The organism is Sphingobium cupriresistens LL01 (genome assembly GCF_001046645.1).
In the GTDB taxonomy this organism is placed as follows: domain Bacteria; phylum Pseudomonadota; class Alphaproteobacteria; order Sphingomonadales; family Sphingomonadaceae; genus Sphingobium; species Sphingobium cupriresistens.
This window is the reverse complement of record NZ_KQ130434.1, coordinates 2,465,192-2,477,621: the sequence shown is the minus strand read 5'-3', so window position 1 is coordinate 2,477,621 and position 12,430 is coordinate 2,465,192. Positions and strand designations below refer to the sequence as shown.

Annotated in this window: 12 protein-coding genes; 8 read left to right on the top strand and 4 right to left on the bottom strand. The window is 66.5% G+C overall.

The window, feature by feature from the left end; all coding sequences use genetic code 11:
* Nucleotides 1–61 precede the first annotated feature (61 nt).
* Nucleotides 62–1,864, bottom strand: a complete 1,803-nt coding sequence (locus V473_RS11950; protein WP_066605615.1) for an IlvD/Edd family dehydratase — start codon at nucleotides 1,862–1,864, stop codon at nucleotides 62–64.
* Between the two features lie 154 nt (nucleotides 1,865–2,018).
* On the opposite strand from V473_RS11950, the gene V473_RS11945 reads away from it, so the two are divergent.
* Nucleotides 2,019–2,915: a 2-dehydro-3-deoxygalactonokinase gene (locus V473_RS11945; RefSeq protein ID WP_066605613.1), complete on the top strand. Its 897-nt coding sequence runs from the start codon at nucleotides 2,019–2,021 to the stop codon at nucleotides 2,913–2,915.
* Between the two features lie 4 nt (nucleotides 2,916–2,919).
* Nucleotides 2,920–3,552, top strand: a complete 633-nt coding sequence (locus V473_RS11940) for a 2-dehydro-3-deoxy-6-phosphogalactonate aldolase (protein WP_066604252.1) — start codon at nucleotides 2,920–2,922, stop codon at nucleotides 3,550–3,552.
* 3 nt (nucleotides 3,553–3,555) lie between these two features.
* On the opposite strand, the gene V473_RS11935 is transcribed toward V473_RS11940, so the two are convergent.
* A complete protein-coding gene (locus V473_RS11935; RefSeq protein ID WP_066605611.1) occupies nucleotides 3,556–5,598 on the bottom strand; it encodes a hybrid sensor histidine kinase/response regulator in 2,043 nt (680 codons plus the stop codon).
* Between the two features lie 149 nt (nucleotides 5,599–5,747).
* On the opposite strand from V473_RS11935, the gene V473_RS11930 reads away from it, so the two are divergent.
* The 4 genes from V473_RS11930 to rpsI all read left to right on the top strand — a co-directional run bounded on the left by V473_RS11930 (nucleotide 5,748) and on the right by rpsI (nucleotide 8,752).
* Nucleotides 5,748–6,791, top strand: a complete 1,044-nt coding sequence (locus V473_RS11930) for a COX15/CtaA family protein (protein WP_066604250.1) — start codon at nucleotides 5,748–5,750, stop codon at nucleotides 6,789–6,791.
* Nucleotides 6,788–7,576, top strand: a complete 789-nt coding sequence (locus tag V473_RS11925; protein WP_066604247.1) for a hypothetical protein — start codon at nucleotides 6,788–6,790, stop codon at nucleotides 7,574–7,576. The genes V473_RS11930 and V473_RS11925 overlap by 4 nt, the downstream gene beginning before the upstream one ends.
* Nucleotides 7,577–7,712: 136 nt before the next feature.
* Nucleotides 7,713–8,192 (top strand): 50S ribosomal protein L13, encoded by a 480-nt coding sequence (rplM, locus tag V473_RS11920; protein ID WP_082679079.1) that lies wholly within the window; start codon nucleotides 7,713–7,715, stop codon nucleotides 8,190–8,192.
* Nucleotides 8,192–8,752: a 30S ribosomal protein S9 gene (gene rpsI, locus V473_RS11915; RefSeq protein ID WP_082679078.1), complete on the top strand. Its 561-nt coding sequence runs from the start codon at nucleotides 8,192–8,194 to the stop codon at nucleotides 8,750–8,752. The genes rplM and rpsI overlap by 1 nt, the downstream gene beginning before the upstream one ends.
* Before the next feature lie 70 nt (nucleotides 8,753–8,822).
* Here the strand turns inward: rpsI and V473_RS11910 are convergent, their stop codons facing one another.
* Complete coding sequence (locus V473_RS11910) at nucleotides 8,823–9,719, bottom strand: diacylglycerol/lipid kinase family protein (RefSeq protein WP_066604244.1); 897 nt, start codon at nucleotides 9,717–9,719, stop codon at nucleotides 8,823–8,825.
* A gap of 81 nt (nucleotides 9,720–9,800) precedes the next feature.
* On the opposite strand from V473_RS11910, the gene V473_RS11905 reads away from it, so the two are divergent.
* Together V473_RS11905 and V473_RS11900 are read left to right on the top strand one after the other, a co-directional pair.
* On the top strand, nucleotides 9,801–10,679 hold the full coding sequence (locus tag V473_RS11905; protein WP_066604242.1) for a metallophosphoesterase family protein: 879 nt from the start codon (nucleotides 9,801–9,803) through the stop codon (nucleotides 10,677–10,679).
* 78 nt (nucleotides 10,680–10,757) lie between these two features.
* On the top strand, nucleotides 10,758–11,540 hold the full coding sequence (locus V473_RS11900; protein WP_066604240.1) for a helix-turn-helix domain-containing protein: 783 nt from the start codon (nucleotides 10,758–10,760) through the stop codon (nucleotides 11,538–11,540).
* Nucleotides 11,541–11,552: 12 nt separating this feature from the next.
* Here the strand turns inward: V473_RS11900 and V473_RS11895 are convergent, their stop codons facing one another.
* Nucleotides 11,553–12,404 carry a methyltransferase domain-containing protein gene (locus tag V473_RS11895; protein WP_066604237.1) on the bottom strand — a complete coding sequence of 284 codons (852 nt, stop codon included), beginning with the start codon at nucleotides 12,402–12,404 and terminating at the stop codon, nucleotides 11,553–11,555.
* Nucleotides 12,405–12,430 lie beyond the last annotated feature (26 nt).

The window sequence follows — 12,430 nt, the reverse complement described above, 5'->3', positions numbered from 1 at the left end:
TGCAAAGGTGGTTAAGGCGGGGGCGCCGCAGATGGCGATGGACGCCCCCGCCTTCAACGGATCAGTGGTTGTCGCGCGGCAGGCCCATGGTCTGGGCGATGCGCTGATATTTTTCCGCGCCTTCCAATATGGCGCCGGTGTTCAACTGGCCGACGACCGACCGCTGGATTTCCTGCCAGGGGGTTTGCGAGGCGGGATATTGGAAGCCGCCCGCGGCCTCCAGCTTCGCCCGGCGCTCGGCCAGTTCCTCGTCCGAAATCAGGACGTTCACCGTACCGGCTTTCAGGTCCATGCGGACCCGGTCGCCGGTTTCCAGCAGGGCCAGGCCCCCCATTGCCGCCGCTTCGGGCGAGGCGTTGAGGATGGACGGGCTGCCCGACGTGCCCGACTGGCGACCATCGCCGATGCAGGGCAGAGCGCTGACGCCTTCGGTGATGAGATAGGCGGGCGGACGCATGTTCACGACTTCTGCCGCGCCCGGATAGCCGATCGGCCCGGCGCCGCGCATGAACATCAGCGAGTTGGCGGTGATGCCGGTGGCCGGATCGTCGATCCGGTGATGATAATCCTCCGGCCCGTCGAACACGACCGCCGGGCCTTCGAAGGCTTCGGGATCGTCGGGGTTGGACAGGTAACGATCGCGGAACTCGACGCTGATGACGCTGGTCTTCATGACGGCGGCGTCGAACAGATTGCCCGACAGGACGAGGAAGCCGGCGTCCGTGACCAGCGGCTGGTCGAACGGACGGATGACCTTCTCATCCTCGATCTCCACGCCCTTGCAATTTTCGCCCATGGTCTTGCCATTGACGGTCATCGCGCTTGTCCGGATCAGGCCCTGGTCGATCAACTGGCTGACCACGGCGGGAACGCCGCCGGCGCGATAATAATCCTCGCCCAGATACTCGCCGGCGGGCTGGAGGTTGACCAGCAGCGGCACCTTATGCCCGACCGTCTCCCAATCCTTGAGCGGCAGGTCGACGCCCATATGGCGGGCGATGGCGGACAGGTGGATCGGCGCATTGGTCGATCCGCCGATCGCCGAATTGACGACGATGGCGTTGTGGAAGGCGTCCAGCGTCATGATGTCCGACGGCTTGAGGTCTTCGGCGACCATGTCGACGATGCGCTTGCCGGTCAGGTAAGCGACTTCCTGGCGATCGCGATAGGGGGCGGGGATGGCGGCGGAACCCGGCAGCATCATGCCCAATGCTTCGGCCAGGCTGTTCATGGTCGATGCCGTGCCCATCGTGTTGCAATAGCCGGTCGACGGCGCGGAGGAGGCGACGAGCTTGATGAAGCCTTCGTCATCGATCTTGCCGGCGGCCAGCAACTCGCGCCCCTTCCAGACGATCGTGCCCGACCCGGTGCGCTCGCCCTTGAACCAGCCGTTCAGCATCGGGCCGACCGACAGAGCGATGGCGGGGATGTTGACGGTGGCGGCGGCCATCAGCAGCGCAGGCGTGGTCTTGTCGCAGCCGGTGGTCAGGATCACGCCGTCGAGCGGATAGCCGTACATCGCTTCGACCAGGCCCAGATAGGCGAGGTTGCGGTCGAGGCCGGCCGTGGGCCGCTTGCCGGTTTCCTGGATCGGATGGACGGGAAATTCGAGCGCGATGCCGCCCATTTCGCGAATGCCCTCGCGCATCCGCTCGGCCAGCACGATATGGTGGCGGTTGCAGGGCGACAGGTCGCTGCCGGTCTGGGCGATGCCGATGATCGGCTTGCCGCTGCGCAGTTCGTCCAGGCTCAGGCCGAAGTTCAGATAGCGCTCCAGATAGAGCGAGGTCATGTCGATATTGTCCGGGTTGTCGAACCAGGCGCGGCTGCGCAGCTTGGGGAAGGTCTTGGGCGAATCGCTCATCGGGGCATCCTGATTCAAGAAATGGCTGACGCAAAAATTGGGCATGGCGCGTTGACGCGCTCCGCCTCCTGATATACTCAGACAAATAGAAATTCAAGCACCCCAAGCGGGGAAATGTGAGCGCTACCATAAATAAAGGCCGGAGAGCGTGCTGGTGAGTGGTTATTCCGTCGTCGGGGACTGGGGGACGAGCCGTCTGCGGCTGTTCCGGGTCGAAAAGGCCGTGCTGGCGGCGCGGCGCGACGGGCCGGGGATCGGCGCGGTGGGCGGCGCGGCGGAGGCGGCCTTCGCCGACACGATCGCCCCCTGGCTGGCCGACGGCCCGCCCGAATCGATCACCCTGTGCGGCATGGCCGGCGCGCGCGACGGTTGGGTCGAGGCGCCCTACGCGGATTGCCCCGCCGATGCGGCGCTATGGCGGCAGGCGGCGATGCGCTTCGACTGGAGCGGCGCGCCGGTCGCCATCATGGCGGGCCTGGCCTGCCAGGGCGCTGACGGCATCGCCGATGTCATGCGGGGCGAGGAAACCCAGATATTCGGGGCGATTGCCCGTGACCCGGCGCTGGGTGCGGGACGGCACATGATCGTCCTGCCCGGCACCCACAATAAATGGTCGCTGGTTGAAGATGGCCGCATCACCGCCTTTCGCACCATGCCCACCGGCGAAATCTTCGCGCTGCTGCGCGACCATTCGACCCTGGGGCCGAAGGTCGGTGCCGCCAACCCGGTCGAAGAAGCGGCCGGCTTCGCCGAGGGGCTGGACCGCGCGCGCGACGGGAAGCTGTTGCAGTCGCTGTTCGCAGCGCGCGCCATGCGGCTGCGCCAGGGCCGCTCGCCCGACTGGGCGCTGGGCTATCTGTCGGGCCTGCTGATCGGATGCGAGGTCGCGGAGATGCGCGACACGCTGGGGGTAACGGACAGCATCATCCTGATCGGCGACGCGCGCCTGTCCGCCCGCTATGCGCAGGCGCTGGACAGGCAGGGCGTGGCCACGCACATGCTGGACGGCGACGCCTGTGCGCTCGCCGGCCTTGGCCTGAGGGAGATTTGATAGCATGACCCTGGACGACCTGCTGGCCGATGGCGCGCCGCCCATCTGCGCGATCCTGCGCGGCATAAGGCCCGACGAGGCGATCGACGTGAGCGCCGCTTTGGTCGATGCGGGCATCCGCATTTTGGAAGTGCCGTTCAATTCGCCCGATCCGCTGGCCAGCATCGCGGCGATGCAGGCCGAATTTGGCGACCGCGGGCTGATCGGCGCCGGCACGGTGCTGAGCGTCGAGGCGGTCGAGGCGCTACATGATGCGGGCGGGCGCATCATGGTCACCCCCAACACCAATCCGGCGGTGATCGCGCGCGGCGCGGCATTGGGGCTGGACCTGCTGCCCGGCTTCATGACGCCCAGCGAAGCCTTCGCCGCCATCGCGGCAGGGGCGAAGCGGATCAAGCTGTTCCCGGCGGCCCGTCTGGGCGCGGCCTATGTGAAGGCGGTCAAGGACGTGCTGCCGCGCGAGGTGGGCGTGTGGGCCGTGGGCGGCACCGGCGCGGACACGATCGGCGAATGGCTGGCGGGCGGCTGCGAAGGCATCGGCGTGGGCGGCGCGCTCTACAAGCCGGGTGACGACGCGGCGACGGTCGGCCAGCGCGGCCGCGATCTGGTCGCGGCGTGGCAGGCGACGCTGCGCTGACAGTCAGGCGACCGTTTCCGGCACGTCCGCAGGCCTGTCCAGCACATCCCGGACCTTGGCGGCCAGATCGGCATAGCTGAAGGGCTTGGTCAGCAGGTCGACGCCTTCGTCCAGCCGGCCGTGATGGACGATGGCGTTGCGGGCATAGCCGGTGGTGAACAGGATCTTGAGGCCAGGCCAGCGCAGCTTGGCCGTGGCGGCCAGATCGGCGCCGGTCATGCCGCCGGGCAGCACGACATCGGTGAAAAGCAGGTCGACCGGTCCCTCGGCCGCCTCCAGCGCCGCCAGCGCGGCCGCGCCGTCGGCCGCAGGGATGACATGATAGCCAAGGTCGCGCAGCGCTTCATGCGAATAGGCGCGGACATTATCGTCATCCTCGCATAGCAAGATGGTTTCCTGTCCGCCCGTCGCCGCGAACGCAGGCGTTTCCTGCGCGTCCTCCATGGTCGTGCAGCCATGATGGCGCGGCAGATAGAGCATGACGCTGGTGCCCTGACCCGGCTCCGAATAGACCCGCATATGGCCGCCGGACTGTTTGATAAAGCCGTAGACCATCGACAGGCCAAGGCCGGTGCCGCGCCCGACATCCTTGGTGGTGAAGAAAGGCTCGATCGCTTGCGCCAGCGTCGCGTCGTCCATGCCTTCGCCGGTGTCCGACACGCCGATCATCACATAGGGGCCGGGCGCCAGGTCGGTTTCGCGCGCGGCCTGCTGCGCATCGATATAGCTGTTGGACACTTCGATCGTCAGCTTGCCTCCGTCCGGCATTGCGTCGCGGGCGTTGACCGCCAGATTGAGCAGCGCATTTTCCATCTGGTTGACGTCGACGGCGATGGGCCAGGGTTCGGGCGCGTCCATCGTCGTCACGCTGACGGTCTCGCCGAGCGTCCGGTGTAGCATGTCGGACATGCCGGCGACCAGTCGGTTGGGATCGGTCGGTCGCGGGTCGAGCGGCTGGCGGCGGGAGAAGGCGAGCAACCGCTGCGTCAGCACCGCCGCGCGGTCCGCCCCGGCCGCGGCGCGCCCGATCATACGCTGGAGCCTTGTGTCGTCGGCGGGCAAGGCGCGTTGCAGCAGCTCCAGATTACCGGTCACGATCTGGAGCAGATTGTTGAAGTCGTGCGCGACCCCGCCGGTCAACTGGCCCAGCGTCTCCATCTTCTGCGCCTGGCGTAGCGCGGCTTCGGCATCGGCCAGCGCGCGGGCATGGGCGCGCTGCTCAGTGACGTCGCGGGCGACGGCATAGACGATGTCGTCTTGGGAGACTGCGGTCCAACTGAAGGTGCGATAATCGCCGTCGCGGGTGCGAAACCGATTGTCGAAGCGCAGCACCGGCTGGCCGTGCGCCAGCCCGTCAATCTGATCGCGGGTTGGCTGGATGTCGTCGGGATGCTCCATCCATTCGGCGTTGCGGCCGATCAGTTCCGCCTCGGTCCAGCCCAATATCTCGGTCCAGGCCGGGCTGGCCGCGAGCCAGACGCCGGTCGTGTCGGCGATCAGGAACGGGTCGCGCGCCAGCGCCCAGAGCCGGTTGCGATCGGCCAGCATGGCCCGTTCCGCCAGCACGCGCTTGGTCGTCTCGCTGACGATGCACAACACGCCGCCGATCGACCCGTCGGCTTCGAACACGGGGGAATAGCTGATGTCGAAATAGACGTCCTCGCCGCGCCCGCCGTCACGCTCGATATAGAAGGCGCGGTCCTTTGCGTGGATGGTTTCTCCGGTGTCGAGGACGGACCGGAGCAGCGGACCAAGATCGTCCCACAATTCACGCCAGCCTTCACGCGCCGGGCGGCCCAGCGCCAGGGGATGCTTGTCGCCGATCGTTGGCGCGTAGGATTCATTATAAAGCGCGCAGAAATCAGGCCCCCAGAACAGCACGATCTCCGCTTTAGAAGACAGCATGAGGCGCACGGTAGAGACGAGGATGGGCGACCAGCCATCGACCGGGCCGAGGGGGGAGGCTGTGTCCAGCCGGGCGGTCAGAGCGCCGATCGGTCCCTGTGCGGCGATCATCGCGGCTGTTCCCGTCGATGCGGCGATCATGAAAAGTCCCTGCATTAAACCAAGTTAGGATGATACGCCCGCCGGGGCTTTTGTTTCCCCACCCCTGCCAGCGGCTGGGCTGATTTGTCCATGGGCAATGTCGGGCGGGACGGCTTGAAAAGGGCAGGGCATGAGCGCATGGACCCGGCATGACAGTGTCTCCCTTCACCCGCGCCGCTCCGCCCGTTTCGCGTCCCGCCGCCATCGCCCGCTGGTTGCTGGTCGTCGCCCTGCTGGTCTTCTGCATGGTGGTCGTGGGCGGCATCACCCGGCTGACCGAATCCGGCCTGTCGATTACGCAGTGGAAGCCGATCACCGGCGCCATTCCGCCGCTGACCCATGACCAGTGGATGGAGGCGTTTCGCCTCTATCAGCAGATCCCCGAATATCAGCAGATCAACCGCGGCATGACTCTGGGCGATTTCCAGTTCATATTCTTCTGGGAATGGGCGCATCGGCTACTCGGCCGCCTGATCGGCGTCGCCTTCGCCTTGCCGCTGCTCTGGTTCGCGGCGCGGCGGGCGATCCCCGCGGGCTATGGCGCTCGGCTGGTCGCCTTGCTGGCGCTGGGCGGGTTGCAGGGGGCGATCGGCTGGTGGATGGTGAAGTCGGGCCTGTCGGTGCGCACCGACGTCAGCCATTACCGGCTGGCGGTGCATCTGCTGACGGCGCTGTTCATCATCGGCGGCCTGGTGTGGACCGCGCTCGACCTGCGCGCGCTGGCGCGATCGCCGCGGGCGCGTCCTGCTGCGCTGCGTCCTTTCGCGCTGCTGGTGCTGCTGGTGCTGCTGGTCCAGTTGATGCTGGGGGCCTTCACCGCCGGCCTGGATGCGGGCTATGTGTCGAACACCTGGCCGCTGATGAACGACCATGTCGTGCCCGAAGGCATCCAGTGGCTGGGGTCGCTCTGGGCCACGGTGTCGAGCGATCCCTATCTCGTCCATTTCCTGCATCGCTGGTGGGCCTGGGTCGCCGCCGTGGCGCTGATTCTGCTGGCGCGGCGGGCGAAACAGGCCGGGCGGCGGGGCGCGTCGATCGCGATCAACGCGGCGGTCGGCACGCAAATCCTGCTGGGCATCGCCACCGTCATCAGCGGCATCGCGCTGCCGCTCGCCGTGCTGCACCAGGCGGTCGGCGCGCTGCTGGTCGCCGCCGCCGCCTGGGGCGCCCATGCCGTGGGCGCGCGCCGTTGAGGCGGCTGCTGGTCGCCGCGTTTGTCGCCCTCGGCCAGCCTGCAGCGGCGCAGGGCATAGCCATCCCTTTCGCACCGCCCACCGACCGGGCGCTAATCTATCGGATCGAGCAGCATCGGCCGGTGGAAGGCGCGACCCGCATGTTCAGCGCGACCCGCGACATGCGGTTCGAACGGGCGGGCGAGGGCTATATCTTGCAGGTGACGCTGCGCGACATCGACAGCGATGCGCCGGCCGCCGGGGCGGAGCCCTATCGCGCTGCGCTGACCCCCCTGATCGGCGTGGTTCTGCGGTTCCGGCTGGACGGGCAGGGGCGGATCGTCGGCCTCGACAATGTCGACGCCGCCTGGGGCGCGGCGCAGGCGGGGATCGACGCGATGCTGGCCAATTTCGCGCCCGATACCCCGCGGCACAAGGCGGCCGCCAATGTAAAGGCGCTGTTCGCCAGCCTGTCGCCCGACGGCCGGCTTGCGCTGCTGGCGGGCGAAGTCCAGCCGCTCTTCCTGTTCGCAGGCAGCAGCGTGGCGGGGGGCGAGGGCCGCGGGCTGCGCACCGTGGCGGGATCGCCGCTGGGCCGGCCAGTGCCGGTCGAAGGCACGTTGCGCGTCGTGGGGCAGCCGGCCGATGCGCTGGACCTGGAGGAGAAACTGGCGGGCGCAGGCGTACAGGTCGGCATCCATTATCGCCTGTCGCGCACCAGCGGGCTGGTGGAAACGCAGCAGCGCAGCTTGGCCGTGGGATCGCTCGCCCTGACCGAAAGCCGGATGTTGACCCCAGTCAAATGAAGGGCGGTATTATTTTACCCGTCAGCAAAGCGACCGAATCTCTTGACTTGTCGGGCCTCACCCGTCATTAGCGCCCCACTTCCGGGTGTCGGCGACGGCGCCCGGTTTCATTTTTTCATTCTGGAGTATTGGCACCATGAAGGCGCTGATGAAGACCACCAAGCCGGCGACCCCGGCGACGGTCGAAAAGAAGTGGGTCCTGATCGACGCCGACGGCCTCGTCGTGGGCCGTCTCGCTTCGACCGTGGCGAATATCCTGCGTGGCAAGCACAAGACCAGCTTCACGCCCCATGTCGATTGCGGTGACAATGTCATCATCATCAACGCGGGCAAGGTCAAGTTCACCGGCAAGAAGCTGACGGACAAGGTCTATTACAAGCACACCGGCTATGCCGGCGGCATCAAGGAAACCACGCCTGCCAAGATCCTGGAAGGCCGTTTCCCCGAGCGCGTGCTTGAAAAGGCCATCGAGCGCATGATCCCCCGTGGCCCGCTGGGCCGCCAGCAGATGCGCAACCTGCGCGTCTTCGCCGGCACCGAGCATCCCCACGAAGCCCAGAACCCCGAAGTGCTCGACTTCGCGTCGCGCAACCGCAAGAACAAGGTGGGTGCATAATGTCCGATAACCGCCAGTCCCTGTCCGACCTCGCGGCGATCGCCGCCGAAGCCGCCGCCGCTCCGGTCGCCGCCGCCGCGCCTGCCGTAGCGGTCGAAGGTGAAGAAGCCGTTGCTGCGCCGATCGCGCCCCCGGTTTCGACCATGCCGCTGCGCGAGCAGGAAATCGATGCCCAGGGCCGCGCCTATGCGACCGGCCGTCGTAAGGATGCCGTCGCCCGCGTGTGGGTGAAGCCCGGCACCGGCAAGATCACGGTCAATGGTCGCGATCAGGAAGTCTATTTCGCCCGTCCGACCCTGCGTCTGGTGATCAACCAGCCGTTCGGCGTGACCGATCGCAACGGTCAGTATGACGTGATCGCCACCGTGAAGGGCGGCGGCCTGTCGGGCCAGGCCGGCGCGGTCAAGCATGGCATCGCCCAGGCGCTGACGAAGTATGAGCCCGCGCTGCGCAGCGCGGTCAAGGCCGAAGGCTTCCTGACCCGCGACAGCCGCGTCGTCGAGCGTAAGAAATACGGCAAGGCGAAGGCCCGTCGTAGCTTCCAGTTCTCGAAGCGCTAAGCTTTTTCGAACATCAAAACAGGAAAGGGGCCGGTTTCCGGTCCCTTTTTTGTTGCGCGTACAGATGGAGCTATCCGTTCGCCGGCACCGCCACATCGACCGCACCCGGCGCGATCTTCACGGTCACGGGCGTCTTCGCCAGCACTTCGCCGTCGATCGAGATGCGCTGGCGCGGCTTGGTTTCGATCCTGAACGACTGCCCATGAAATTCCTCGGTATGGGCGTCGCGATCGCGCAGCTTGAAGAATTTGGCGTACCAGTCCCAGGCCAGGCGCGGCTTGCTGCGCCCGACCACCGCCTGAATTACGATTTCACCGGTATCGACATCGGCATGGTCCGACAGTTCGACCCCGCCATGATAGGGACCGTTGAGGACACGCACTTCGGTCGACCACATGCGACGCTGGTTTTCGCCATCGTCGATCGTCAGGCGAAAGGCGCGGAAGCCGACCGAGCATTTCACCGCCCACATCAGATAGCCGATCCGTCCCAGATAGCGTTTCAGCTTGTGCGGCACGGTCTGGCCGATCATCGGAGACAGGCCCAATGAGGCCGCGTTGACGAAATAATCCTGATCTATCATGCCCAGATCGACGCGGCGGCGTTGGCCAGTCGCGATCGCCTGCACCGCGCCATCCAGGTCCAGCGGCAGGCCCAGTGTCCGTGCGAAACTGTTCGCGGTCCCCAGCGGCAGCACGCCGAAGACGCAATCCTTGCCGACGAATTCGTCCACCGTGCCGGACATGGAGCCATCGCCACCGCCCACGATCACCATCGGCGCGCCGCTCGCCACGGCGTCCCGCACGATCTGCGCCATCTTCTCCGGCTCTTCCACCGCATGGGCGGCGATCAGGCGGACGCCAGCGGCCTCCAGCTTCTCCTTCGCCTGCGCGAAATTATCCTGCCCGCGGCGACTATGGGCGTTGACGACCAATATGGCGTCTTTGGGGAGTGGTTTCGTTTCCATGCCGCAATAACTCCGCCAGATCGATTTAGGGTGCATCGGAAATCGCAGGGAAACCATAGGGCATGGATTCGTTACCCTGGCATGGCTCGCATCGCACATCTCTCCGACATTCATTTCGGCGCCAACGATCCCAAGATCGTTGATGCCGCCACGGCCTGGCTGGAGGAGCGCCGCCCCGACTTGGTAGTCATCAGCGGCGACTTCACCCAGCGCGCGCGGGTGGAGCAGTTCAAGCAGGCCGCAGTCTGGCTGGGGCGGCTAAAGGCCGCGGGGCTCAAGACGCTGGTCATTCCGGGCAATCATGACGTGCCGCTTTACGACGTGGTGCGGCGTTTCGCGGCGCCGCTGGACCGCTACAAACGCTATATCAGCAACGACCTGTGCCCCTTTTACGAAGATGGCGAGGTTGCGATCCTGGGCCTCAACACCGCCCGTTCGCTGACGATAAAGGACGGGCGGATCAACCATGACCAGATGGACATGCTGCGCGCGCGCTTCGCCCATGTCGCTCCGGACAAGACCCGCATCCTCGTGACCCATCATCCGCTCTTTTCCATGCCGATCGGCCGGGGCGGGGAATTGAGCGAAGCGGTGGGTCAGCATGACGACGCGATCAAGGCCGCGTGCGAAGCCGGGGTGCATCTGGCGCTCGCCGGCCATTTCCACCGCACCTATGCGGAGGCTGCGCGCAAAATGGTCGAGCATAGCGGCGGCGCGCTGGTGATTCAGGCCGGCACGGCGACATCGACCCGGCTGCGCAACGCCGAGCCGCAAAGCTTCAACTGGCTGCATGTGCGGCGCAACAACGAGATGGAGTTGCAGGTGATCGTGTGGGACGGGGCGGCGTTCCGGCGCGCGAGCCATGTGGAATATCGGCATGACGGCGAGGCATGGGCATCACGGGAGGTTGCGGAGGCGCCGACCGTGGGTGAGTTGGAGGGGCGGCGGGGACTGGGATGATGGCGGAGCGATCTGCCGGTTACGATACAAATTTTTCGGGGTAGCTGCCACCCAAGGCCTGACATAGGTCTTTTCATTATGAGCACGCAGATGACGGATATGGGCTGGGCGCTGAGCGAGAAGGAGAAGCAGACGCTGCGCCTGATCGTCCGCGGCCATGACGCAAAGTCGATCGCCCGCAGCCTGGGCCTGTCGGTCCATACGATCAACGAGCGGCTCCGCGACGCGCGGCGCAAGATGGCGGTGTCCAGCAGCCGGGAGGCCGCCCGGATGCTGCTGGAGGCTGAGAGTGGCGATCCGGGGGAGGCCCCCGATTATGTGGGGGACAGAGAAATCGGGGCAGACGTGGCTGCGACTGAGATGGATGAGGACAGCGCGCCGACCGGCGGCGCGGGACGGGCAACCCGTCCTTACCGGCTCATCATCGGAGTAGTTCTCATGACGTTTGTTCTTGGCCTGCTGGCGCTTGCCGCCTTGCCGCAACTTGCTTCCGCGCCGTCGTCCCAAGCGCCGGCCGTCACCCAGGCGGCGTCAAACGCCGAAGTGGTCGATGCGGCGCGGCGATGGCTGGCGCTAGGGGATCAGGGGCGCTGGGACGATGGCTATCGGACGACCGGATCATCCTTTCGCAAGGCCAATACGCCCCAGCTCTGGGCATCGGTGCAGGAAAAGGTGCGCACGCCGTTGGGTACGCTGATATCCCGCGACCTGCTCAGCCAGGAATATCTGCTCGCACCGCCCAATGGCTTTGAGATGGTAAAGTTTCGCACGCGCTTCGCCAACAAGGCCGAGGCGACGGAGTCGGTGACGCTGGAACGCGAAAATGGCGTCTGGCGTGTGGTGGCCGTCATGATCGAGTGACACGCGAAAGCGCTAGGCTTCCCCTTTGAGCGCGGCGGCCAGCGACATGGTCGCGCTGCCGCGCCTGGCCGGTCCGGCCTGGCTGGGATCGGGTTTCCAGCCGGACAGATAGACCAGCGCCATCCGCTCCGCCGTCCGCCCATCCGGGTCGGCGGCATCGGCGAAATGGCCCGCCGCGCGCGTCAGCGCGTCGCGGGTCAGCGCCGGCGCGCGCATGTTCAGCGCATTGCCCGCGCCCATGAAGCGCAGGTCGTGCATCAGGCGTACGACATCGCCATAACGGATGGCCAGCGTCTCGCCGTCCGCGACCGGCATGGCGAATCCGGCGCGGCTGAGCAGATCACCGGCCGATCGCACATCGACCTGCGGATGGACATGCTGGCCGGGCCGGTCGGCTTCGGCGGCGAGCAGGGCGGATTTGAGGCGGGGCAGGCTGCCCGCACCCGCAAAGGCCGCGAGCATCAACCCATCGGGGCGCAGCACGCGGCGCATCAGGATCAGCGCACCGGGCAGGTCGTTGACGCTGTCTAGCGTGCCGCAGGCGACGATCAGATCGAAACTGTCGTCGGCGAAGGGCAGGGCGTCTTCGTCCATCTGGACGCCGCCCGCCGCTTTAGCCGCGAGGAAGCCGGGATCGGCGCAGGCGACGCGCTTGCCTATCGCCTCCAGCGCCGCCTTCGCGCTGCCGTCCGGGCAGCCGATCACCAGCGCTTCGGGCAGGTCGCGCTGCACATCGGCCAAGCGATCGATCAACTCGTCCAGCATCGCGCGATAGAGGAAGTCATGATCGGCGAAGACGGGCAGCATCCGGTCGCGCTGGCGCGCACGCCGGGCGCGGTCGAAAATGTCGGGGCGGTCATCCATGGCGGGCCTTGTGCATCGGGCGCGAA